21 protein-coding genes and 2 tRNA genes are annotated in these 23,719 nt (G+C 31.8%); 12 read left to right on the top strand and 11 right to left on the bottom strand.

The annotated features are described in order from the left end of the window. From gldK to G7A72_RS06370, 5 genes are all read left to right on the top strand, one after another. Nucleotides 1–1,407, top strand: coding sequence for a gliding motility lipoprotein GldK (gene gldK, locus G7A72_RS06390; RefSeq protein WP_113665194.1), 1,407 nt, complete (start codon nt 1–3; stop codon nt 1,405–1,407). A 41-nt stretch (nt 1,408–1,448) separates the two neighbouring features. Continuing rightward, nucleotides 1,449–2,096, top strand: coding sequence for a gliding motility protein GldL (gldL, locus tag G7A72_RS06385; RefSeq protein WP_165151864.1), 648 nt, complete (start codon nt 1,449–1,451; stop codon nt 2,094–2,096). A 44-nt stretch (nt 2,097–2,140) separates the two neighbouring features. Next, on the top strand, nt 2,141–3,685 hold the full coding sequence (gene gldM, locus G7A72_RS06380) for a gliding motility protein GldM (RefSeq protein ID WP_165151863.1): 1,545 nt from the start codon (nt 2,141–2,143) through the stop codon (nt 3,683–3,685). A 49-nt stretch (nt 3,686–3,734) separates the two neighbouring features. Further along, nucleotides 3,735–4,625, top strand: a complete 891-nt coding sequence (gldN, locus tag G7A72_RS06375) for a gliding motility protein GldN (protein ID WP_165153667.1) — start codon at nt 3,735–3,737, stop codon at nt 4,623–4,625. Between the two features lie 98 nt (nt 4,626–4,723). Continuing rightward, nucleotides 4,724–5,776 (top strand): FAD-binding oxidoreductase, encoded by a 1,053-nt coding sequence (locus tag G7A72_RS06370; RefSeq protein WP_165151862.1) that lies wholly within the window; start codon nt 4,724–4,726, stop codon nt 5,774–5,776. A 2-nt stretch (nt 5,777–5,778) separates the two neighbouring features. Here the strand turns inward: G7A72_RS06370 and G7A72_RS06365 are convergent, their stop codons facing one another. After that, the gene (locus G7A72_RS06365; RefSeq protein WP_113665197.1) at nt 5,779–6,162 is read right to left on the bottom strand and encodes a DUF983 domain-containing protein; all 384 of its coding nucleotides are present in this window, start codon (nt 6,160–6,162) and stop codon (nt 5,779–5,781) included. 73 nt (nt 6,163–6,235) lie between these two features. Here G7A72_RS06365 and G7A72_RS06360 point away from each other — a divergent pair, with 73 nt between their 5' ends. After that, a complete protein-coding gene (locus tag G7A72_RS06360; RefSeq protein ID WP_113665490.1) occupies nt 6,236–8,143 on the top strand; it encodes an ATP-binding cassette domain-containing protein in 1,908 nt (635 codons plus the stop codon). 32 nt (nt 8,144–8,175) lie between these two features. Here G7A72_RS06360 and G7A72_RS06355 read toward each other — a convergent pair whose 3' ends face one another. Further along, nucleotides 8,176–9,144: an App1 family protein gene (locus G7A72_RS06355; RefSeq protein WP_165151861.1), complete on the bottom strand. Its 969-nt coding sequence runs from the start codon at nt 9,142–9,144 to the stop codon at nt 8,176–8,178. Nucleotides 9,145–9,208: 64 nt separating this feature from the next. Here G7A72_RS06355 and G7A72_RS06350 point away from each other — a divergent pair, with 64 nt between their 5' ends. Then, entirely contained in the window at nt 9,209–10,099 is an 891-nt protein-coding gene (locus G7A72_RS06350) for a diacylglycerol kinase family protein (RefSeq protein ID WP_165151860.1), read from the top strand. Here G7A72_RS06350 and G7A72_RS06345 read toward each other — a convergent pair. Beyond that, nucleotides 10,089–11,240 (bottom strand): GNAT family N-acetyltransferase, encoded by a 1,152-nt coding sequence (locus G7A72_RS06345; RefSeq protein ID WP_165153665.1) that lies wholly within the window; start codon nt 11,238–11,240, stop codon nt 10,089–10,091. The genes G7A72_RS06350 and G7A72_RS06345 overlap by 11 nt on opposite strands. Nucleotides 11,241–11,338: 98 nt before the next feature. On the opposite strand from G7A72_RS06345, the gene G7A72_RS06340 reads away from it, so the two are divergent. After that, a complete protein-coding gene (locus G7A72_RS06340; RefSeq protein WP_165151859.1) occupies nt 11,339–11,614 on the top strand; it encodes a 4a-hydroxytetrahydrobiopterin dehydratase in 276 nt (91 codons plus the stop codon). 51 nt (nt 11,615–11,665) lie between these two features. Here G7A72_RS06340 and G7A72_RS06335 read toward each other — a convergent pair whose 3' ends face one another. Next, nucleotides 11,666–12,154: a DUF1761 domain-containing protein gene (locus tag G7A72_RS06335; protein WP_165151858.1), complete on the bottom strand. Its 489-nt coding sequence runs from the start codon at nt 12,152–12,154 to the stop codon at nt 11,666–11,668. Nucleotides 12,155–12,331: 177 nt separating this feature from the next. Between G7A72_RS06335 and G7A72_RS06330 the strand changes: the two genes are divergently transcribed. Further along, a complete protein-coding gene (locus tag G7A72_RS06330) occupies nt 12,332–13,186 on the top strand; it encodes a Two component regulator three Y domain protein (RefSeq protein WP_165151857.1) in 855 nt (284 codons plus the stop codon). A 141-nt stretch (nt 13,187–13,327) separates the two neighbouring features. Here G7A72_RS06330 and G7A72_RS06325 read toward each other — a convergent pair whose 3' ends face one another. From G7A72_RS06325 to G7A72_RS06310, 4 genes are all read right to left on the bottom strand, one after another. Beyond that, nucleotides 13,328–13,501 carry a hypothetical protein gene (locus tag G7A72_RS06325; protein WP_165151856.1) on the bottom strand — a complete coding sequence of 58 codons (174 nt, stop codon included), beginning with the start codon at nt 13,499–13,501 and terminating at the stop codon, nt 13,328–13,330. 417 nt (nt 13,502–13,918) lie between these two features. Then, nucleotides 13,919–18,094: an NACHT domain-containing NTPase gene (locus G7A72_RS06320; protein ID WP_165151855.1), complete on the bottom strand. Its 4,176-nt coding sequence runs from the start codon at nt 18,092–18,094 to the stop codon at nt 13,919–13,921. A gap of 197 nt (nt 18,095–18,291) precedes the next feature. Then, nucleotides 18,292–18,364, bottom strand: a tRNA-Met gene (locus tag G7A72_RS06315). Between the two features lie 35 nt (nt 18,365–18,399). Further along, nucleotides 18,400–18,472, bottom strand: a tRNA-Met gene (locus G7A72_RS06310). A 117-nt stretch (nt 18,473–18,589) separates the two neighbouring features. On the opposite strand from G7A72_RS06310, the gene era reads away from it, so the two are divergent. Continuing rightward, complete coding sequence (gene era / locus G7A72_RS06305) at nt 18,590–19,471, top strand: GTPase Era (protein WP_113634912.1); 882 nt, start codon at nt 18,590–18,592, stop codon at nt 19,469–19,471. Between the two features lie 158 nt (nt 19,472–19,629). On the opposite strand, the gene G7A72_RS06300 is transcribed toward era, so the two are convergent. Next, a complete protein-coding gene (locus G7A72_RS06300) occupies nt 19,630–20,193 on the bottom strand; it encodes a hypothetical protein (protein WP_165151854.1) in 564 nt (187 codons plus the stop codon). Nucleotides 20,194–20,234: 41 nt separating this feature from the next. On the opposite strand from G7A72_RS06300, the gene der reads away from it, so the two are divergent. Beyond that, complete coding sequence (der, locus tag G7A72_RS06295) at nt 20,235–21,545, top strand: ribosome biogenesis GTPase Der (RefSeq protein WP_113635069.1); 1,311 nt, start codon at nt 20,235–20,237, stop codon at nt 21,543–21,545. Between the two features lie 79 nt (nt 21,546–21,624). Next, nucleotides 21,625–22,416, top strand: a complete 792-nt coding sequence (locus G7A72_RS06290) for an SDR family oxidoreductase (RefSeq protein ID WP_113665204.1) — start codon at nt 21,625–21,627, stop codon at nt 22,414–22,416. Nucleotides 22,417–22,514: 98 nt separating this feature from the next. On the opposite strand, the gene G7A72_RS06285 is transcribed toward G7A72_RS06290, so the two are convergent. Together G7A72_RS06285 and G7A72_RS06280 are read right to left on the bottom strand one after the other, a co-directional pair. Next, nucleotides 22,515–22,757 carry a hypothetical protein gene (locus G7A72_RS06285; RefSeq protein ID WP_113665205.1) on the bottom strand — a complete coding sequence of 81 codons (243 nt, stop codon included), beginning with the start codon at nt 22,755–22,757 and terminating at the stop codon, nt 22,515–22,517. A 115-nt stretch (nt 22,758–22,872) separates the two neighbouring features. Next, nucleotides 22,873–23,616: a DUF2490 domain-containing protein gene (locus tag G7A72_RS06280; RefSeq protein ID WP_165151853.1), complete on the bottom strand. Its 744-nt coding sequence runs from the start codon at nt 23,614–23,616 to the stop codon at nt 22,873–22,875. Nucleotides 23,617–23,719 lie beyond the last annotated feature (103 nt).

Genomic DNA, 23,719 nt, shown 5'->3' with positions numbered 1-23,719 from the left:
ATGAAGAAGTTCATTGCATTTACGGCAATTTTGACCTTGTTAATTAGCTGTGGAAAGTCAAGTGACAAAGGCGAATTGGTTGGTGTTAAAGGAGAAAAGTGGCATCCTGAAAAGCCTTACGGTATGACTTTGGTTCCTGGTGGGTCATTTATTATGGGTAAATCAGATGATGATATGGCTCATGTAGATGATGCTCCAACAAAAACAGTTACTGTTAGATCTTTTTACATGGACGAAACTGAAATAACAAACAGTGAATATCGTCAATTTGTTGAATGGGTAAAAGATTCTACAATGAGAGTGCGATTAGCCATATTAGCTGATCAAAGCGGATTGAAAGCTGGAGCAGAAAATGCAAAAGGGAAAAATGCAGGAAGTATAGGTGACTATGCTTTTAATGATGCAGATCCGGAAAAAATGACTGCTTATGATAAATATATGTATGACAACTATTATAGTGTTGGTACCGACGATGATCAATATGCGGGTAGAAAATTAAATAAAAAGGTTAAATTAATTAGAGATACTAAACTGTATCCTGATGAGTATTATACCGAAGTTATGGATTCAATGTATTTGCCTATAGAAGCTTCATACAATGGTTTACGCACAATTGATGTAGATAAATTAAAGTTTCGTTATTCTTGGATGGATATTCAAGCAGCAGCGAAAGCAAAAGTGGGTAAAAGAAAAGATTTTGTGAAAACAGAAGAAGTTAAAATATATCCTGACACAACTGTTTGGATTAAAGATTTTGCTTACTCCTATAATGAACCAATGCACAATGATTATTTTTGGCATAAAGCTTACGGGGAATACCCTGTAGTTGGTATAAAATGGACTCAAGCAAAAGCATTTTGTGCATGGAGAACATTGAATAAAAATACATATATTAAATCAAAAAAGAAAGGTCAAGATCTGATCAATTCTTTTAGATTGCCAACAGAAGCTGAATGGGAATATTCTGCAAGGGGAGGATTAGAGTCTGCTACATACCCTTGGGGTGGTCCTTACACGAAAAATGACAGAGGTTGTTTTCTTGCTAATTTCAAACCTAATAGAGGAGATTACGCTGCTGATGAGGCATTGTATACGGTAGAAGCAAAATCGTATGAACCTAATGGCTATAATCTGTATAACATGGCAGGTAATGTTTCTGAATGGACTGATTCTGCATATGATCCTAATGGATATGAATATGTTTCTTCTATGAATCCGAATGTTACTGATGCTTCTAATAAACGTAAAGTTGTTCGTGGAGGATCATGGAAAGATGTTGCTTATTTCCTACAGGTAAGTACGAGGGATTTTGAATATGCTGATTCCGCAAGAAGTTTTATTGGTTTCAGAACAGTCCAAGATTACATGGGACTACAAACTACTGTTACCGGAAAAAAAAATAAGTAGTACAAATAAACCAAATCTATAAAAGTAAAAAACAAATTATTATGGCATTGTTAAGTAAGAAAGTAATGAATTTCTCATATGGTATGGGAGCAGCAGTTGTAATCATTGGAGCATTATTCAAAATTACACACATAGAGTTCGGAGTTATAACTGGAAATTTAATGCTTACAATTGGTCTTGTGGTTGAAGCTGCTATTTTTGCGCTTTCAGCATTTGAACCGGTTGATGATGAATTAGATTGGACTCTTGTATATCCTGAATTAGCTAACGGCCAAGCTAAAGCTGCTACTAAAAAAGTAGAGACACCTTCTGACGCACAAGGATTATTATCTCAAAAATTAGATGTGATGTTGAAAGATGCTAAAATTGATGGTGAATTAATGGCAAGCTTAGGAAACAGTATCAAAAACTTTGAATCTGCAGCAAAAGGTATTGCGCCTACTGTTGATTCAATAGCTTCAACTAAAAAATACAGTGAAGAATTATCTATGGCTGCGGCACAAATGGAATCATTAAATAGCTTATATAAAGTTCAACTGGAAAGTGCTTCAAGAAATGCTGAAGCAAATAAAGAAATTGCTGAAAATGCGGGTAAATTAAAAGAGCAAATGCAATCGATGACTGCAAACATTGCTTCTTTGAATAATGTATATGGCGGTATGCTTTCTGCAATGAATAATAAAGGATAATTAGTTTCAAACTATAATAACAAATAAACTAATTATTAGAAAATATGGCAGGAGGAAAACTAACCCCTAGACAGAAGATGATTAACCTAATGTACTTGGTTTTTATCGCTATGTTAGCATTAAATATGTCCAAAGAAGTGTTATCTGCTTTTGGATTGATGAATGAAAAATTTGAAGGAGCAAATTCTTCAGCAGAATTATCTAACACTCAAATGTTAGCTGGTTTAGATGCTAAGGCATCTGAAGCAGGTGGGGAATTTGCTGCTGCGTCAGCTACTGCGCACAAAGTAGAAGGAATAACTAAAAATTTTTACGATTATATTGCAACAATAAAATCGCAAGTTTTAGTTGGTACAGAAGTAGATCCTGAAACGGGAAAATTGCCTTACGAGGCAATGGACAAAGGAGATAATATCGATAATTTATGGTTTAGTCCAGCTGGTTATTCAACTAAAGGGAAAGAAGTTGTAGCTACGATTGAAAAGTATAAAGCAGATATGAAATTAGCTTTAGGTGATAATAAAAAATTAGCACCAATTTTATCTGAAATCCAAACCAAGTTTAGTTTGGCAGATGTTAAGAATAAAGATGGTGTAGCGATACCTTATTTAGATTATCATTTTAAAGGCTTTCCTGCTGTTGCCTCATTAGCAAAATTATCTGCATGGCAGAACGATGTTAAAAAAGCAGAATCAGATGTTTATAGTACAGCATTAGGTAAGGCGGCTGTTGCAGCTGCTTCATATAGTAACTATCAAGCTATTGTAGTACTAGATAAAAATGCTTATTTTCAAGGAGAGCAAGTTACAGGAAAAGTAGTTTTAGGTCGCTATGATGAGAATACAAAGCCAACTAATGTTACTGGTGCAAGATTGGACCCGGCTACGGGACAAGCTAAGATTGCTTTAACAGCTGGTGGTGTTGGGGAACAAAATATTTCTGGCCAATTTACATTTATTGAAGATGGTAAAACAATTCCTTTAAAGTTCGCTGGAAAGTACGTTGTTGTGCCAAGACCTAATTCGGCTACAATTTCAGCTGATAAGATGAATGTAGTTTACAGAGGTGTATCAAACCCTATGACTATTTCATTTGCTGGTATTCCTGATAATGCGGTTAATGCAGCAGCTCCAGGTTTATCGAAGGTAGGTAATGGTAAATACGTTATGAATCCTGGCGGAGGTAACGAAGTTGTTGTTAGCGTTTCAGGTAAAATGTCTGATGGCAAAGTTGCTACTGATAAAAAAGTTTTCAGAATAAAAGGGATTCCTGGTCCAACTGGAACAATTAGAGGAGAAATGGGTGTAGTTAAAGGACCTAAATCGAATTTAGAAATTGCTACAATCGGAGCAAAATTAGTTGATTTTGATTTTGAAGTTGGTTTAGATGTTGTTGGTTTTAATTTAAAAGTTACCGGTCAACCTACAGTTGTTGTTTCAGGTAATAGATTAAATTCACAATGTAAAGCGGTTCTTTCCAAAGCGGGAAGAGGGGATCAAGTTACGATCTCTGAAATTAAAACTAAACTTGTAGGAGCTGGTAGTTATTTATTGCCTAGAACCGCTCCAGTAATTTTTGAAATACAATAATAAGTAAGTTTATCGGATCCTTGCTTTAATATTATATATTGATACCATGATGAATGTTAGAAATCTTTTTTTAGCTATTGTTTCCTTACTAGGAAGTGTTGCTTCATTTGCACAATCAAATTTGCTAAATGCAAAAAGTCCTGATCAAATAGGACTTAAAACTGCAGCTCAACTTAATTCTGATAATGACAAACCATTGGCTTATGGTTATGTACACGACCGTGATGTTTTGATGGGTAAAACGACTTGGGAAATAATTGATTTAAGTGAAAGAATAAATTTCTCGTTATACTTTCCTATTGACACTGCAAATGTTGGGTCTGATAGACGTTCGTTATATGACGTTTTGACTAAAGCAATGAAGAATGGTAAAATCACTGAAGTGTATACTGATAGCTATTTTAATACTAAAAAATCTCTTAAAGATATTGAAGCATCTCTTTCTCGTATTGACACTACAGATGCGGGTCGTGAACAAATTAACGCAGGACAAGCAGTTTCTCAGGAGTACATCATGAGACAAGATTTAACCGCTCAAGATGTAACACAGTATAAAATAAAAGGATATTGGTATTTTGACAAACGTCAAAGTGAGTTAAAATATCGTTTGTTAGGGATTTGTCCTGTAACACCTGATGTATACACTATGAATAGTGATGAAAAAGATTATATAGAATTGTTTTGGATATTTTTTCCATCAGCTAGAGAAGTATTACATGAAGCTAAAGCTTTCAATGATAAAAATTCTTCAATGCCTGTTTCTTTTGATCAAATATTAAACTCAAGACGTTTCAATAGTATTATCTACAAAGAAGAGAATGTCTATGGAGATAGAACTATCGAAGATTACATGAAAGATAACGCTCAAAATCAGTTGTTAGAATCTGAAAGAGTAAAAGAGAAAATACGTAATTTCGAACAAGATATGTGGAATTACTAATTTCAGTTTTATAAAATATTAATTAACTCTTACTGTAATGGTAAGAGTTTTTTGTTTTAATATGCTTTCTTTGTAGTTAGTTTTAAATGAATGTTTGGATGATTGATTATTTAATTGTTGGTTCTGGTTTGGCGGGTATTTCATTTGCAGAGATTGCTTTGCATAATGGTAGATCTATTATGGTTTTAGATAATAATTCTCAAAATTCTTCGAAAATTGCGGGGGGATTATACAATCCTGTGATACTGAAACGCTTTAGCGAAGTATGGAAAGCGCAGGAACAATTGACTTTAATGAACGAATTTTATAGCCTATTAGAAAGCAAACTAAAATGTAAAGTTGATTTCAAACGACCCATTTTAAGGAAATTTTTCTCTGTCGAAGAACAGAATAATTGGTTTGCAGCTTCGGATAAAATAGCATTGACTCCTTTTTTATCTACTGAATTAATCTCTAAAAAATATATGGGAATTGATTCGCCTTACGGATATGGAGAAGTTTTACAAACGGGTTATGTGGATACGGCTTTATTGTTGAATAAATACAGGCTTTATCTGAACGATAATAACCTATTTCAGCAAGAGTCATTTGATTATGATGCTTTGCAGATTGTTTCGGGTGGTATTCAATATAAAAATACTAAAGCCAAACATATTGTTTTTGCTGAAGGTTTCGGAATGCATGCTAATCCTTATTTCAAGAATTTGCCTCTAGATGGCACCAAAGGGGAACTTTTTATTATTAAAGCTCCACAATTAAACCTTGATGTAATTGTGAATACCAGCGTATTTATTTTGCCTCTTGGGAATGATTTGTTCAAAGTAGGAGCAACATATAATTGGAAAGACAAAACGGATTTACCTACGGAAGAAGGAAAAACCGAATTAATGGAAAGAATCAAGGAAATAATTACTTGTGATTTTGAAATTATTGACCATTTTGCTGGTGTTCGTCCAACGGTAAAAGATAGAAGACCATTAGTGGGGACACATCAATATCATGAAACCATTCATATCTTGAATGGTTTAGGAACGAGAGGAGTGATGTTAGGGCCGGCAATGGCAAAAGCTTTATTTGAAAATATAGAACTTAAAATTCCTTTGGATAAGGAAATTAACATTGATAGATTTTTACCAAAAGGTAAGAATTGATATTATTTTAGTTTTGTAGTTGGATCGTACGAAACAAACATGTTGATATATATATTTCTGGACCAACGAAGAACAAAGGGGAATGATACGATCAAGGAAGCAATAATGACCATAAAGGCGACTTTAAGATTCGAGTCAAAAAAGACAAATGAGATTATAAAAGCTGCAATTCCTATAGCAACATTTAATCCATAACTGACATACATTGCACCGTAAAAAAAAGAAGGTTCAATTTGATATCTTAATCCGCAATGACTGCAATTTTCATGCATTTTTAATATTTTGTTGAAATGCAATGGATTTTTGTCCAAATACATACTCTCATTCTGACATTTAGGACAAGTTCCTGTTAAAATGCTATATAATTTGGATCCTTTTTTTAACATTTGCAAAAAATTTAATTTTTCCTTTTTTGGAGTTACAAATTTACGCATTCGAAAAGGAATAAAATCACAATACATGCTTAATATACACAATTTATCCGTTTCGTTTGGTGGTTCTTATTTATTTGAAGAAGTTACCTTTCGATTGGGTGCCGGAGACCGTGTTGGTCTTGTTGGGAAGAATGGAGCGGGGAAATCTACGATGCTTAAAATGTTGGCAAAAGATTTTGCTCCTGACTCAGGTGTTATTTCTCAAGAAAAGGATCTTCGAATGGGTTTTTTACGTCAAGACATCGATTTTGAGCAGGGAAGAACCGTTCTTGAAGAAGCCTATGAAGCTTTCACGGAGATAAAAATTGTTGAGAAAAAGCTTGAAGAGATTAATCACTTGTTAGTTACAAGAACGGATTATGAAAGTGATGAGTACAGTCAAATCATTGAAGACCTATCTGATTATACACATCGTTTTGAACTTTTAGGAGGTTATAATTATGTGGGCGATACAGAGAAAATTCTTCTTGGTTTAGGTTTTAAAAGAGATGTTTTTGATAATCAAACGGAGACTTTTTCCGGCGGATGGAGAATGCGTATCGAATTAGCCAAATTATTACTGCAAGCCAATGATGTTTTGTTGCTGGATGAACCCACGAATCACTTGGATATAGAAAGTATAATTTGGTTAGAAAGTTTCCTTCGTAATTATCCGGGCGTGGTGGTGATTGTTTCGCACGATAAGATGTTTTTAGATAATGTAACCAACAGAACTATTGAAATTTCACTTGGGAAAGCCTATGATTTCAACAAACCATATTCTCAATATTTAGAATTGCGTCATGAAATTAGGGAGAAACAATTGGCTACACAAAAAAATCAAGCTAAAAAAATTGAAGAAACAGAGAAATTAATCGAAAAATTCCGTGCCAAAGCTTCTAAAGCGTCTATGGCGCAATCGTTAATAAAAAAATTAGATAAAGTTGAACGCATCGAAGTAGATGAAGATGACAACTCAGTGATGAATATTACTTTTCCAGTTTCAAAAGAGCCGGGAAGAGTTGTAATTGAAGCTGAAAATGTGACTAAAAGTTACGGTGATAAAACTATTTTGAAAGATATCAATCTTTTGGTAGAACGTGGAAGTAAAATTGCTTTCGTTGGACAAAATGGTCAGGGGAAATCGACTTTCATCAAAGCGATTGTTGATGAATTTGAATATAAAGGAAATATCAAGTTAGGACATAATGTGCAGCTAGGATATTTTGCACAAAATCAGGCAGAATATCTGGATGGCGAAATCACGTTGTTGCAAACGATGGAAGACGCAGCTGCAGATACAAACCGAATGAAAGTACGCGATATGCTGGGTTCTTTCTTGTTTCGTGGGGATGATGTCGAGAAGAAAGTTAAAGTGCTTTCTGGAGGCGAAAGAAACCGTTTAGCGCTGTGTAAATTATTATTGCAACCTATTAATGTTTTGTTGATGGATGAGCCTACGAATCACTTAGATATCAAATCTAAGAATGTTTTGAAAGCCGCACTTCAAAAATTTGGCGGTACTTTGCTTTTAGTTTCTCACGATAGAGATTTCCTGCAAGGAATGTCAAATTTGGTTTATGAGTTTAAAGACCAAAAAATAAAGGAATATCTAGGTGATATCAACTATTTCCTTGAACAGCGTAATATGGAAAATATGCGTGAAGTGGAGAAAAAAGATGCCGAAAAAGCTGCAGCACCTAAAGAAAGCAATAAATCGTCGTACGAAGATCAAAAGAAAGGCAAAGCCTTGCAAAACAAATTGAGTAAAGTAGAAAGTCAAATCAAGCAATTAGAAAGAGACATTCAACAAGATGATAAAATGTTGGCTTCTAATTATGACAAGCATATTGAAGATGCTAAGTTTTTCATGGCCTACAATAAGAAAAAAGCAGAGTTGGATAAGCTGCTGCTGGACTGGGAAGTAGTTCAGGAAGAAATAGATAATTTATAATAAAAAAAGAGTTCCACAAAGGAACTCTTTTTTTATACAATAATACCAATTGATTTGGAGTGCGCAATGGCTTCGGTACTATGTTTGAAATAACAAATTGAAACGTTCAAGGTTTCTAAATTTTTCATTACGTTGATTGTTTTTTGCTTTTTAGTTGAACCAGTCTGTCGGATGTAAACTGCTTTTACAGTAACTGGAAATATTTTACAGATGGCTTCATATAAATACGGATCATGCTGTGAATCATCACCGAGCAACACATATTCTAAATTGGGATAAAATTCTAAAATGTGTTTTATTTTATCAAACTTATGGTTGTGATCTCCTCTTCCTGTCAAGAAAAAATCCGCTAGACTTGTTTTAATGTCCTTCAATAGCAAAACTGCTTTTGGGAGCTGATGAATTTCAGTGAATTTTGTGATGAAACGGTACAAATTCCACTCGCTGCTCGAAACATAGAAAAAAGCATTAAACTCTTCCTTTTTCTCTCTTCCAGCTGTGCTTAAAGCTTGATAATGGGTTACAACATCTTCGTATATTTTTCTCTTGTTTACATTTTTGAATAATAATACATATAATTTTTTCAAAGGATTTAGCGTATGCGATACTAAAAAGGTATCATCAATATCGGATATGATTCCCAGATTTCCCTTATGCGGTCTAATATAACTGTCTTTTGTGGTGATCGTTTCGTTTTTGTAAACGATGCTTACTTCATAATCAATCCAACCATAATTAGTGTTTTGGTCTAATGGGACGCAAAATTTAAAATAGCCATCAACTAATGTTTTGGTATGAATTTTGGAATTGTTGTGTTTTAAATAGACATCGGCATTTGCCTGCGTTTTTATTTGGAACATTTTAATAACAGAAGTTGCATTTTTTAGATTCTTTTTTTGAAAATTATACTCTTCCATTGATGTTGGTTTGAAGACGTGGCCCATGACGATTAATTCCTGTTCATTTGCGTATCCTCGGTATAATTTTAAAATTGGTTTCATATATTGTATTACTTTTGATAAGAGTTCAATTTAGAGGTTTTTAATCAATAAAAGAAGAAAAAGTTTGAAAAATAATATTATCCTTATCGTTAATCCTATTTCCGGAGACGTCGATAAATCAGAGCTTATTGATGCCGCGACTGTTTTTGCCGAAAAAGAAAACTTGAATCTCGTGATTTACAACACTTCTGGAATTTCAGATAGTGACAATATAAAAGTGCTTTATAATACCTACACTCCTCAGCGAATTATTGTAGCGGGTGGTGATGGAACTATAAAAATGGTTGCTGAAGCTATGGAAGCCCATGACGTTATTATTGGGATTTTACCTGCCGGATCTGCTAATGGTTTAGCGGTAGATTTGAATTTGCCTTCAACAATTGAAGAAAACTTAGAAATTGCATTTCATAATGATTACATGGAAATAGATATGATTTCTATTAACGGAAAGAAAAGTATTCATTTAAGTGATTTGGGTGTAAATGCGGAAATGATAAAGAATTATGAAAATAGCAGTATTCGAGGCAAGTGGGGATATGCTTTGCAAACCGTTTCGACTTTGATTGATTTAGAAGACCCGTTTATTGCTACCATAACAGGTGATTTTCCTACTATTGAATGCGAAGCAAGAATGATTGTTATAGCAAATTCCCAAAAATACGGAACTGGAGTTTCTATAAACCCAAACGGGGTGATGGATGACGGAAAGTTTGAATTAGTGATTTTGAAAAATATGGATTTAGTGGTTTTGGGAAAAATCATCACTGGAAATATGCCGATTGATGTCAATGATGTTGAAATTATTTCTACAGATCAAGCCTTTGTGACGACTAATATTCCGGTTAGTTTTCAAATTGATGGAGAATATTGCGGTAAAGAAACAAAATTGAATATCGAAATTCTGCCAAAGCAATTGAAAGTTGCAGTTCCGAATCCAATTAGTGCTACTGTTTAAAAGGATTGCGTTCTTGCCAAATAGTTTCCGGTTCTAAATATTTGAATATTTTAGGCATATATGGATTAACCATTTCATTACTATGTGCGATGATTCCATACATTTTTATCGGTTTTGCGCCAACAGAACTTTTGATTTCTAATGCTGTTCTTGCAAAAACAATTTCCTTGAAACCTTTATTGATGGAGTAGGCAATCATATCGTATAACATGTTCAAGTACAGCATTTTTTCACGCTGAATACTTTCGTCATACCCCAGAAAATAGGTGTCCATTACTTCACCATTTTTAATTAAAGTGTTGAAACCTATCAGTTTTTCATCGATAAAATAGCCGTAAAAAAGGAATTTGTCTTTAAAGATTTCTTTGAAAACTCTAAAATGATTTTTTGGCAGAAAAAAAGTATTAAAAGGTGCGTTTTTCGCAACATGAAAATACAAATCATAAATTATATCCTCCAAAGCGATGATGTCCTCCAGATGTAGCTTTCTTTTCTCAATATCAGCTGCTTTTTTGCGGGCTCTTTTGTATTGATCTCTGTATTTTTTTGAAAGTGAATCGATGTAATCCTGCTCCGTTTTCCAGTTTTCATTAATCGAGAAAACCATGTTGGGTTGTGTCGAGAATTGATAATCATTTTTGAATTCTGGAACGGCAAAGTGTATAATTTCCTCTTCGCTAAAATCTTTATAAGTCGTAATATGAATCTTGAAACCCTTAGATTTAAATATCTTTTTTAATTCGGTTGCGGCAGCATGTAATGTTTGTATTGCTTTCTTTTTAACAATCGTATTGGATAAAGCAAAGGAGTTTTGCCCCGTAAGCATGTTGTTGCCAATGACCAGCACATGAGAGCCAAAGTTTCTAAAAACAATATTTCGTACAGCAGTTTTGATGCATTTATCACGTTCTCCAAAAGATTCCAATGTATTCAAATCTAAAAATTGAGAAATTGCAATGCCAACTAAAGTTGTATTATCAAAGATTCCAATGAAGTTACAAATCATGTTGTCAGGAGATGATTTTTCTAAAACTTGCAGGTATTTTTTTGACAAAAAAATAGTTGAAATAGCTAAATCATCCCAGTTTTCAGGAAGTTCAATAGTTGAATTGTAAATTTTGAAAGAGTAAACTGGATTCAAATTGTGTAGAAATATTTTTTTCAAAATTAGTTAATAAAGTTAAAGTATTACTGATTGTCATGAAATAAACTAACTTTATATAACTAAATAAATTAATTATGAAAACCTACTCAGAGGAATCTATTCAAATCGCGCTGAAAGAGTTGAAAGACTGGAAGTTTGGCAATAATGGAATCGAGAAAAATTTTAAATTCAAAGATTTTACTCAAGCTTTGGGTTTTATCGTACAGGTAGGAGTAATGGCTGAAAAAAGTAGTCATCATCCGGAATTATTCAATGTCTACAATAAAGTAACGATACGCTTAACAACCCATGATGCAAATGGGGTTACGGATAAAGACATCGATTTGGCAAAAGCCATAGAAAAGATGTAAAGAAAAATAAATTTCGCCTTTTGAATCAGAAGGCGAAATTTAATTTAAAAGTTAAGATAATTTCCATCCACAAATAATCCCTCCCATAATTGTAAGGCAAACAATCCAAAATCCACCAGTTACAAAGGTATATTTGAAACTTCTTCTTTCATATAAAGCATTCGTTCCTATAATTGGTAGAGCAAAAAACAGTCCCGTCATAAAGCCGTGTAAAGTTCCGTGCTTAAATGTTCTGAAAGCATTTCCATAGTCAGTCATAAAAGCATCATAGGAAGGTTTTGCAATACTGGGATCTCCGCCAATCATACCTATTGCTCCAAATTGATGTATGGTGACCATTTGAAGTACGAAGCTGATAAAAAAAGCATATAGCAATGAAGTGCCAAATATTAAAAGCATATTTCCTCCTTTTAGCTTTTCTTCAGTCAAGCCAGATTCTTTCATCCAAATAGTTCCAAAAACTTTTGGATGGTACCAAACAAATCCTATTACAAGTGTAGATAAAGCGGCAACAAATAGTGCTAAGAAATTGATTTCCATAAATTTAAAATTAAGGTTAGTAAGTCAAATTTAATAAAATATTATTTACTAGTAAAAAGAGGCTAATTGTAAGGTATTACTGTATATAAAAAACAATATTATGTAGTTTGTCGATTTTATTTGCTGATTAGCCATAATGGCTGTAGCTTTAGATGTGTAAAAGAAAATTATCCTGTTATGAAAAAAATATCTACTCTATTTTTAACCCTTTTGTTTTCATTTTCAATGCTTGCAAATGTATCTCAATCCGAGAAAAATGCATTGGTGAAATTTTATCAGTCAACAAATGGTAGACAATGGAAAGTGCAGTGGGATTTATCATCACCGGTTTCAACTTGGTATGGTGTTAAAGTGCAAGATGAAAAAGTAATTGCAGTGCATTTAGCCGATAATAATTTAGTGGGAGAGATTCCAACTGATATTGTAAACTTGGTTAATCTACAAGAATTGGATTTACATAGAAATCAAATATCAGGAACAATTCCATCTACTATTGGAAAATTAAAGGATATGAAAGTATTGAATCTTTCGTTCAATAAACTAACAGGTTCAATTCCTTCTTCTGTTTGTGAATTGTCAAATTTGAAAGATTTAGAATTGTATATGAACAGATTTTCAGGAGAATTGCCTTCTAAAATAGGTGATCTTAAGCAGTTAGAGATCTTGTCGCTTTACAATAATGATATATATGGCGAGATACCTACTTCATTATATACTTTGAAGTCGTTGAAAATCTTACTTTTGAATAGTAATAAGTTCTCAGGAAAATTAAATCCTTTAGTCGCAACATTAAGTAATTTAGAGAGTATCAGTTTGTTTGATAATAATTTTATAGGCCAGGTTCCATTTGAGTTGGAAAAATTAAAAAACTTGAAAGAAATGAATATTTCGTTCAATATGTTTAGTGGATTAGTTTCTAAAGATTTGGTTCAATTAGATGCTATGAATATGAAGATGATAAATGAGGAAGGAATTGCAGTATTGCTTAAAGTAGCGATGGATAGAAATTCAGCAATTGTTTCAGAAGATTAATTTTAAATAAAATAATAGACTTAGTATTTTTAAACAATTAGAATTTAGTTGATTTTTTGGTTATGTTAAATTGAATAAACGTAGTTGGTTAAAAACCTGTGTGACTTGCTCCACAGGTTTTTTTGTTATTTCTAAAAAATATTAATAAGGAATATCTTTTTTCATCCTGTTAGCTGTCAGGAAGTTTTTCAACCTGTTTGCCATTTTATAATTCTTAGTTGAATTTGAAAGATTATCCAATTCAATGTATATTCTTTTAGTGTTCTTTAGATAAATTTTGAGTCGGTCAATACCTTTTCCTCTTAATGTTTCCATTGATTACTATCATTCAAAATAATCGTTTGAGGATTAAACGAACTATAAATTGGTTTCTTTATCTAATCCATTTTAATTGTCTCATTTCGAAGTTCTAGAAGTAGTGTGCCGGAAAACAATCTAAATAAAACAATTGCAGAAAGCATAGTAATGGTAAAAGCGAGAATATAGATCAGTAGGCTATTTTGTACTCCAGTTTGTGCCAAAAGGATTCCTAATAGGGGTAAAGAGATCACATACATAATTCCGAAAGGTAGTATTGATAACGTTTTGGCTTTTAAATGTAATACGTTTTCTTCTATTATTTGAGTTTAAAAGATTTTACAAATTCTAAAAAAACAAATTTATCAAAGGTATTAAATGAAAAAAGCTCCAGATTTCTCTGAAGCTTTTTTAGTAGCGGGAATATGGTAATTTTTATTTTATTATTTCTTCAACTTTTAATAGTGCCTCATTAAAGTTGAGAGCTTTTGATTGGGAATTAATATAACTTTTTTTAGAATTATCTATTAACTGATTAACATAGAATAATTCATTATCATTATTTAATTTTTCAAATCTGTTTTTAATATTTTTTAATTCAGTTTGTGTTAAAATGTAACTATCTTTTTTCTTAGATAAATTTGATACATAGATTGTCATAAAATCACCTAATCCGCTAAATCCTATTGAATCTCTATCTCCTGCATAAATTTTGTTGAACAAATTATTTAAGAAACTATAGTCTTCAATGATATCATAATTAGTGTATGAACTCTGATTTAATGAAGGTGATTTATCTAAATCTAAAAATGAGAAAACATATTTTAGAGCTTGTGATGAATTTAATTCAAATAAAATGGCCAATGCGCTTGAGTAGTAATAATTTTTTTCGTCATCTATATTTAAATTAAGATATTGTACGGCTTTTTCCTCACAGAAATTTTTCTCAATTTTTGAATTCATTAGAAGTTTGAGTGAATTCCAGCAATTATGGCTTTTAATTTCAATACAAAGTTCTTTTAATAGTTCGATATCATTAGTCAAGCTAATATATTGCTCAAGCTTTTTGTCAATATTCCCTCCATATTCTTCCATCAGAAAGTATTCTCTAATTTTTGGAAATGTTTTAGTTAGATTATTATCTAATGCATATTGTATGTGTTTATCTAATAAGAAAGAAAATAATTTTTTATTATTAAGATTTTCAATAATTCGTTTATTAAAAAGATCATTATTATTAATTTTTGCCTTCAGCAATTCTAAATTGTTATTCTCTTCACTTGCATTATTGACATCGAAAAACTCAATACTATTTAAGAGAAATTCTTGAGATTGATCAAAATTGAATTTGTTTAGAAAAAACAATATTGTTCTTAGCTTATTATAATCCTGAAGTATATTAAAATTATTTATAGTTATATATCCCATCACTTTATCAAAACGAATTTCATTAGACGCTTTTCTGTACCAGCTATATATAAAAGCTTCTTGCTCTTTGCTTATTGTGAAATTGTTGTTTGAATTGTTTAAAGTCTGAATTTGAGATTTTATTTCTACAATAATTATTTGTTCATTTTCTAAATTCTGTTCAATATCTTTGAATTCAACAGTAGTATTCTTTTCGTAAATAAACTTTTTTAATAAGGAATTTGCAAAATTAATTCTATTGTGATGACCATTTTTTTCATACCATTCCTTGTCAATATTTCGAATCAAAGTTGAATCAATGTGTTTTCCATATTCTTCAAAAATCTCTTTTATTTTTAAAAGTAAATTTCTTTTATCAAATAACAAATCAAAATTCTCTTGTGGTTTGTTGCTGTATATTGTTTTTAATTCTTCAAATTCTTGTAGATTTAAAAAACGTTGGTTAAAAACAAAACCTTTTTCTATCATAGAATTATTAAATTGTTCTGCTAGTTTTCGATTGCCGTGATTTGCTATAACATTTCTGTAAAAATCCAAATTCGCGCTTTCAATTGAGCCATTTGCAAAATTATTAATCACAAGATCTATTGTTTGTTCATCTGTAATAGATGCTAAAAAGTACCCCACATTATTATATGTGTATTTTGAAATTAAACATTCAAAGGCTTTTATTTTACTTGATTTTCTACTTTTTAAAATCAATTTTTTTAATGCATCCTCTTTAAGATAATATTTTGTTTCTTCATCAAAAGAAGAAAGTAGCATAACTAAAAAGGTTTCATCTAAATTTTCAAAATAAAGACATCTTTGAATAATTTCATCTGTAAATCGATCATCACTATAATTATTTTGTGTTTCATCAAAATAGTATTTGACTAAATCAACGAAGTTAGCTGGTGTTTTTAATTTAATAATTATTTTTTCTAATTTCCAACTAGTTCCTCGCATTACCTCATCTTTTACTGCTCTTTCAACAATTCTTCGATCTCTTAAAAATTCAAGTTTGATGTACCAAAAGAAATCATCAATGTTTTCGTAATCTTCGATTAATGAAAGTAAGGCTATATTAATCTCTTTACTAGTTTCGTTTTTAAATAATTCAAATATTTTATTCAAATACTCATTGTCTTCGCAAAGCTTTTGGTCACAAATGCAGTCTAAAACATGAGATTTTACCATTTCAGAATTTTGAGAATTCTGTAATAAAATGAAAAAATCATCTTTAAGTTTTTCTTTTTTATTTGCAGGAATTGTAAAATGACTTAATAAATCTAGTGCTGATATAATTACCCTAAAATGAGGTTTAATTTCGTTGATAAAATAAACTAAGTAATCAAAATTAGTTTCACAATTTCCAAATTCTGCAATTTCCTTAACTGAAAAAGTTCTATTACTGCTAATCCAAAATTTCTTTTCAATACATTCTGATTGAAAGTAATGTTGGAAAACACGAACTCTAAAACTTTCAATTCTATTAGAGTCCGCTTTAAATAATAATTCAGATTCATTGTCAATCAACCATTGTACGAGTTCATCATATTTATTAGAATCAATAATATTTATCAGAAATGTAATCGTATTGAATAATGAAGGATGAGTTTTGTTTATTCCTTTCTCAATAAGTATAAATTCTTTTATTGTGGAAAATGATAAATTACTTAATGCTAATGCCGCAAAATATTCTTGAATATTTCTATGCTCAAAAAAATATTCCTCCTGATTAACTAATTTATTGATTAATGGATTTTTTTTAAAACCTTCAAATTCTTTTGTGTCTTCATTAATTGATGTGTAAAGATTATTCTCATCAATAATGTTACTTTTCATCAACTCATTGATTAATGAAATTTTCTTCGACCATTTTTTTAACGCAGGTACGTTTAAACTTATTTTCTTTAATTTTTCATCTTTATCGTGAGAAAATCTATTGTTAATATAGGTTTCCCATAAGATAGTAGTATTTTTAGGAATTTCTTTTTTATCATTAATGAAATTAGCCAAAATTTCTAACTGGAAAGGGGTTTTTAAAAAATTAGTTAATCTTGTATGAAAATCTAAAGTGTCAACAATATCTCCACATTTGGTTTTTAACAAATCAAGACTTTCATAATAATTTAAATCCTTCAAATAATAGACTTTAAAATTTGAAATACCTTTTACGATACTTTCATAGACATTGGTTCTGCAGCTTATTATGTATTTATATTTTTTCTGATTATCAATGTTTTGATTTATAAAGTTTTCTAGTTTTGATTTGAAATATTCAATATCTGAAATTTCATCTATGCCATCCAAAATAAAAAAAACTTTATTAAGTTCTTTCCATCCTGTAGGTAAATAGTCCATAATTGAATCAGTATTTGTAAAGTTTTTTAAACTTTTAAATATTGGAACAAAGTTTTCTGTTTCGTCGGTTATCCAATTTTGAAGTGCAAATTTTTTTAGTTCAGTAGATTTACCAATACCTGGGTTTCCGATAATAAATATTTTATCTTCTTTTTCTAGTATTTTTGAAAGCGTTAAATTCTCTTTTTTTTCATTCCTTAAAAATGAATTTTTATTATCTACTTCTTCAGAAAAATATCTTTCAATATGATTTTCTTCTAAATTTATATCACCAATAAATTTAATTTTATCGGAATCTTTTATTATAATTTTTTTGAATGGTTTTCTTGAAAAAATAATATTCTTAAATCTATTTATTTCTTTTTCTTCATTAATTTCAAAATCAACTTCTTTTTGATAAATTAATTTAAAGAACTGATTATTTAAGGCAAATAATTCTTTTACACCATTTGTAATGTCTAATGCATAATAACTAAACTTAAATTTGTCACTTAAAATAGGAGATAGTTTTTCGGAATTATCCTCATTACTAAAGCTTGATCTTGGATTTATTGCTATAAATAAATCATTCTCATCAAGAGTATAATTGGATTCTAAATTCAGACCCTTTTTTAAAATATTACCTATCGATATATCAGATTCATAATTTTTACATTCAATAAAAATTTTATTTTCTACATAATCTTTTGAAATTATAATTAAAATATCAAATCCATTTTGTGAGCCAGCTTTTTGAACTCTTGCTTTTGTAATTGTAAAGCCAATACTTTCTAGTAACCAAACAAAAAAATCTTTAGTTATTATTTCAAAACTGCTCCCTAATTCTTGATTTGTCATCTTTAACATATTTACTCAAATATATTAAAATTCCTTAGCTATTGTGTAAGTTATTGTGGGTTTTTGAAAGCGAAAAAGAAATGATTTTTCTACGAGGATTAAATAAAAGTGTTTTTAGTTTTCAATTATTGAATATGATTTATTTTGGAAAGTAAAGACATAAAAAAAAGCTCCAGATTTCTCTGAAGCTTTTCTAGTAGCGGGAACAGGACTCGAACCTGTGACCTTCGGGTTATGAGCCCGACGAGCTGCCTACTGCTCTATCCCGCGATGTGCGTTTTGTAATCTCAATAAGGCTACCTTAGTAGCGGGAACAGGACTCGAACCTGTGACCTTCGGGTTATGAGCCCGACGAGCTGCCTACTGCTCTATCCCGCGTTGTTTCGGGTGCAAATGTACAACGAATTTCCGTATTTCCAATAAAAATTTTAAAAAATGTTTTATTTCGTCTATTGACTTGATATGTCTACCTTTGCACAATAAATTATAATAGAAATGTCACATAAAGCAGGTTTTGTAAACATCATAGGAAACCCAAATGTTGGGAAATCAACACTAATGAATGCCTTTGTTGGAGAACGGTTATCAATTATTACTTCAAAAGCACAAACAACACGTCATAGAATTCTAGGAATTGTAAACGGGGAAGATTTTCAATTGATCTTATCGGATACACCGGGAATCATCAAGCCAGCCTACGAAATGCAGGCTTCTATGATGAATTTCGTTAAATCCGCGTTTGAAGATGCTGATATTCTGATTTATATGGTGGAAATTGGAGAACAAGAATTGAAAGACGAAGCTTTTTTTAATAAAATCATTCACGCTACAATTCCTGTTCTGCTATTATTGAACAAAATTGATAATTCTAACCAAGAACAACTCGAAGAGCAAGTGGCTTTTTGGACTGCAAAAGTTCCTAATGCCGAAATTTTTCCAATATCAGCTTTGCAAAATTTTAATGTTCCAGAAGTTTTTGGACGCATAATAGAATTGTTGCCGGAATCACCTGCGTATTATCCAAAAGATCAATTGACAGATAAACCGGAACGTTTCTTTGTAAATGAAACCATACGCGAGAAAATATTATTGAATTACAGCAAAGAAATTCCATACGCAGTAGAAATTGTAACTGAAGAGTTTTTTGAAGATGAAAACATCATTAGAATCCGTTCTTTGATTATGGTGGAACGCGATACGCAAAAAGGAATCATCATTGGGCATAAAGGTGCCGCTTTGAAAAAAGTAGGAATGGATGCTCGCGCTGATTTAGAGAAATTCTTTGGCAAGCAAATACATATTGAGTTGTATGTAAAAGTGAATAAAAACTGGAGAAGCAACGCAAATATGTTGAAGCGTTTTGGTTATAACCAGTAATTTTTTCTGGTCCTTTTTTTGAAAAATCAATATTGGAATTCAACTTTCGATATTGATTTTTTTTTAGCCCAGATAGCAGCGGCATCCTTTAGTGCAGTCCCGAAACTACGGGACTGCACTAAAGATATAGCGGAGAGCTGGAATTGCTCCAAAGAAAACTAAGATTCTATAATTTCCAAAAATATGTTTTCCAAATCATTTATTTGGTCGTGACCGTTACTTCGGATTTGTTTAGCTACAATATAGAGTAGAAACCAAGCAAAAATCATTAATCCCATCACAACTAAATCAAAAGTAATGGGGTTTTTAAGGATATAATCAGTGTAAGCAATTCCGGAAAAAATCAAAAATATTCCTGCAATAATAAAATGGAAGAACATAAAAAGTGTCCATAAGGTTGGGTCAGGGCCAAATAATGCTCGGATATGAGTTTCATTTTGGTCTTTTGATTCCATTTCGATGTGCAAATGAGGTGACCAATATGCTTTTTTTTGACCTTTTATGTTCAGCCAAATGTGATAGCCGCGTATTTTTACAAAGTAATCTTTGGACTTAATTTGAGCGTAATTAGCGAATTTAACACGTAAAGCATCTATGTTTTGCGGAACATCTTTGTAAAATCGTAATCGAAGTCTGAGTTCTTTATTAGCGTCCATAACAGTAAACTTGTAAGTATTAAAAGGATAAGGGTTTGCTAATATATCAAAAAAATAGATATTCATGGTTTTAAATGCTACCTTTGCAAAATATTTGAATTTATATTATGAATAACATTGTTGCGATAGTAGGAAGACCTAATGTAGGGAAATCAACCCTTTTTAATAGGCTGATACAAAGAAGAGAAGCTATTGTAGATTCAGTATCCGGGGTGACCCGAGATAGAAACTATGGTAAAAGCGAGTGGAACGGAAAAGAGTTTTCCGTAATTGATACCGGCGGATATGTGCGTGGTTCTGATGATGTTTTTGAAGGAGAAATCCGTAAACAAGTGGAACTTGCTATTGATGAGGCTGATGTTATCATTTTTGTGGTTGATGTAGAAGAAGGGATTACTCCTATGGATGATGTTGTTGCGCGTTTATTGCGTAAAGTGACTAAGCCAGTTCTTTTAGCGGTAAACAAGGTAGATAATGCCATGCGTGAGAAAGACGCTCTTGAGTTTTATAACTTGGGTTTAGGTGAATATTATACATTTGCGAGTATTTCAGGGAGTGGAACTGGAGATTTATTGGATGCATTGATTGATGCTTTTCCTGTAAAACCAGAACCAGTTCAAGAAGAAGTAGTTTTGCCTCGTTTTGCAGTGGTAGGACGTCCTAATGCTGGTAAATCAAGTTTTATCAATGCATTAATTGGTAAAGAGCGTTTTATGGTAACGGATATCGCTGGTACAACCCGTGATGCAATTGATACGAAGTTTGACCGTTTTGGTTTCGAATTTAACTTGGTAGATACTGCGGGAATCCGTCGTAAAGCTAAGGTAAAAGAGGATTTAGAATTTTATTCTGTAATGCGTTCCGTTCGTGCGATTGAACATGCTGATATTTGTATCTTGATTATTGATGCCACTCGTGGTTTTGAAGGTCAGGATCAAAGTATATTTTGGTTAGCTGAGAAAAACCGTAAAGGAGTTGTAATTCTTGTAAATAAATGGGATTTGGTTGAAAAGGAAACCATGTCTACCAGAGATTATGAGGAGAAAATTAAAAAAGAATTAATGCCATTTACAGATGTGCCTATTCTTTTTGTTTCAGCATTAACAAAACAACGTTTGTTGAAAGCATTGGAAGCAACCGTAAAAGTGTATGAGAATAGACAACAACGTATTGCGACTTCAAAATTCAACGAATTTATGTTGAAAGTGATTGAAGCATATCCGCCGCCAGCAACAAAAGGGAAGTATGTAAAAATCAAGTATTGTATGCAATTGCCAACACAGACACCACAATTTGTATTTTTTGCCAATATGCCACAATATGTAAAAGAACCGTACAAACGTTATCTGGAAAATAAAATTAGAGAAAAATGGGACTTTTCAGGAGTACCAATCGATATCTATATTAGAGAGAAATAATCTTTATTTCCGTAATCACACTAGAAAGTTTATTGAGTTTGTAAAAGCTCTATAAACTTTTTTTATTTTTATAAAAAAAATGAATTCAACAAATGGCAAAATTGTTTGGATTACTGGTGCTTCCAGTGGTATAGGAGAGGCTTTAGCGTATGAATTGGCTGGGAGGAATTGCAAACTCATTCTTTCGGCACGGAACATAAAAGCTTTAGAAGTTGTGAAATCTAAATGTTCAACAGCGGAAGTTGTGATTTTGCCTTTTGATCTGTCTGATTTTGACAATGCTAAAAATCAGGTAGAAAATGCTATTGCTGCCTTTGGAAAAATTGATATTCTAGTGAATAATGGAGGTGTTAGCCAACGCTCACTGATTGCTGACACCGATTTTGAAGTAGATAAAAAACTAATTGAAGTAGATTATCTAGGTACAGTTGCGTTGACAAAAGCTTTATTGCCTCATTTTATCAAAAATAAGAAAGGACATTTTGTTACTGTAACCAGTTTGATGGGAAAATTTGGGTCGCCATACCGTTCCGGATATTGTGGTGCAAAACATGCCTTACATGGTTTTTTTGATGTTTTGAGAATGGAACATCAAAAAGACAATATCAATGTCACCTTAATTTGTCCCGGTTTTATACAAACGAATGTGGCCAAAAATGCCTTAACGGCAGACGGATCTAAACAAAATATAGATGATACTGCAACTCAAAATGGAATGCCAACAAGTCTTTTTGCTACAAAATTTGTGAAAGCAGTTGAGTCTGAAAAATTTGAAGTCTATATTGGCGGCAAGGAAGTTCTAGGCGCTTATTTGAAACGATTTTTTCCTAAGTGGTTGCATCATTTTGTTCTGCAAAGTAAAGTTAGATAATCTGAATTTCAATAGTTCAAATTGATAATTATAGTATTGTAAAATACGAAGAAATCCCGAGCAGTCGGGATTTTTTGGATTAAAATGGATTGAAATGATTAACTTTCTTCTTCTTCTTTTTCCAATGTTTCCATTGGATGGTCGCCGTACCAATCTTTGAATGTTTTTGTAGTTTTATAATCATCAGTTAGCACGGTGTAAACCATAAAGAGGATTAACGGCATGCCAACGCAATATAACGTCATTATTACCGGCAAAGCAACATTAGTTTGACATAAACCGGCAAAAACAAAAACATAAATGGTAGTGAACCACACGAGTTTAATTGCAAAATTTTTCATGGCTATATCTTTTAAATAAAGTTACGGCACGAATTCTAAAAAATTAGTTAATGCATTGATAATCAATATTTAAAATTATTGTAAATATTTATCTCTAGCAAATTATAAATGCTGTTTATACTTTTTTTGAGATTTTAATTTTATGAAAAATGCTGAAGCGGATAATGTCTCTGTTGAAATAATCGATTCCATTGCTTCTTCTTTGGAAACTGTTTAGGTACCCGAGTTCAAATGCTAAATGGCTATTGAGTCCATAGTGAATGGCAGCGTAAATTCTATTTTGATCAAACGTATTTTTAATTATTTTTTTTCCAAAATTGAACATTATTTCATCAGACAGTACGGCTTTTAGCAACTGTTTTTCTTTTTTCCAAAAGGTATAGTCACCTTGGAGTCTGTATCTGAATCTCCAAAAAAATGTAGTGCCAGGAAGCAACTCATCTTTATTAGAATTGTGAATAAATCGCTCTTCTACTTGAAAACGTTGTATCAGAGTTACTTTATTAGCATTTAATTTCCAAGTAAGATCCTGCTGTCCTCTGTATTCAGGGGTATTGTAATCAGGATTAATTTCAGGGACTTGTGTATCAACAGAAAAATAAGCAAAGCCAGCACCAGTCTCTAAATGATCATTGATTTTATAGCGACCTTGAATTCGGACGACATATAAGTTTTCTTGCACTGGTTTTAGAAAAAGTCGGTTGTCAAATTCAGAATCCAAAGACCATTTTTCGGTTAGCAGCAATTGATTGTAATAACGAGTCCAAAGAATACTTTGATGATCTATATTTTTGTCCTCCGTTTGCGCTTGGCAAAGAACAGACAGCAGTGAGAATAAAATGACTCTAAATTTTTTCACGAAGCTTTATTTCAATTTTGGCAAATTTACATAAAGTCTACAAATCCTATAGGTATTGTTTTGTGTTTTTAAAAAGTATTTTACTTTGTCAGCTTAATAGTGT

The organism is Flavobacterium sp. Sr18 (genome assembly GCF_011064265.1).
Taxonomy (GTDB): domain Bacteria; phylum Bacteroidota; class Bacteroidia; order Flavobacteriales; family Flavobacteriaceae; genus Flavobacterium; species Flavobacterium petrolei.
This window is presented reverse-complemented; position numbering and strand designations above follow the sequence as displayed.

Excerpts from the sequence above, each read along its gene's own strand:
- era (WP_113634912.1), top strand. The coding sequence starts at position 18,590 with ATGTCACATAAAGCAGGTTTTGTAAACATCATAGGAAACCCAAATGTT.
- G7A72_RS06330 (WP_165151857.1), top strand. The coding sequence starts at position 12,332 with ATGAAAAAAATATCTACTCTATTTTTAACCCTTTTGTTTTCATTTTCA.
- gldM (WP_165151863.1), top strand. The coding sequence starts at position 2,141 with ATGGCAGGAGGAAAACTAACCCCTAGACAGAAGATGATTAACCTAATG.
- G7A72_RS06325 (WP_165151856.1), bottom strand. The coding sequence starts at position 13,501 with ATGGAAACATTAAGAGGAAAAGGTATTGACCGACTCAAAATTTATCTA.
- gldK (WP_113665194.1), top strand. The coding sequence starts at position 1 with ATGAAGAAGTTCATTGCATTTACGGCAATTTTGACCTTGTTAATTAGC.
- G7A72_RS06290 (WP_113665204.1), top strand. The coding sequence starts at position 21,625 with ATGAATTCAACAAATGGCAAAATTGTTTGGATTACTGGTGCTTCCAGT.
- G7A72_RS06340 (WP_165151859.1), top strand. The coding sequence starts at position 11,339 with ATGAAAACCTACTCAGAGGAATCTATTCAAATCGCGCTGAAAGAGTTG.
- gldN (WP_165153667.1), top strand. The coding sequence starts at position 3,735 with ATGAATGTTAGAAATCTTTTTTTAGCTATTGTTTCCTTACTAGGAAGT.
- G7A72_RS06300 (WP_165151854.1), bottom strand. The coding sequence starts at position 20,193 with ATGAATATCTATTTTTTTGATATATTAGCAAACCCTTATCCTTTTAAT.
- G7A72_RS06320 (WP_165151855.1), bottom strand. The coding sequence starts at position 18,094 with ATGACAAATCAAGAATTAGGGAGCAGTTTTGAAATAATAACTAAAGAT.
- G7A72_RS06365 (WP_113665197.1), bottom strand. The coding sequence starts at position 6,162 with ATGTTAAAAAAAGGATCCAAATTATATAGCATTTTAACAGGAACTTGT.
- gldL (WP_165151864.1), top strand. The coding sequence starts at position 1,449 with ATGGCATTGTTAAGTAAGAAAGTAATGAATTTCTCATATGGTATGGGA.
- G7A72_RS06335 (WP_165151858.1), bottom strand. The coding sequence starts at position 12,154 with ATGGAAATCAATTTCTTAGCACTATTTGTTGCCGCTTTATCTACACTT.
- G7A72_RS06355 (WP_165151861.1), bottom strand. The coding sequence starts at position 9,144 with ATGAAACCAATTTTAAAATTATACCGAGGATACGCAAATGAACAGGAA.
- G7A72_RS06285 (WP_113665205.1), bottom strand. The coding sequence starts at position 22,757 with ATGAAAAATTTTGCAATTAAACTCGTGTGGTTCACTACCATTTATGTT.
- G7A72_RS06370 (WP_165151862.1), top strand. The coding sequence starts at position 4,724 with ATGATTGATTATTTAATTGTTGGTTCTGGTTTGGCGGGTATTTCATTT.
- der (WP_113635069.1), top strand. The coding sequence starts at position 20,235 with ATGAATAACATTGTTGCGATAGTAGGAAGACCTAATGTAGGGAAATCA.
- G7A72_RS06360 (WP_113665490.1), top strand. The coding sequence starts at position 6,236 with ATGCTTAATATACACAATTTATCCGTTTCGTTTGGTGGTTCTTATTTA.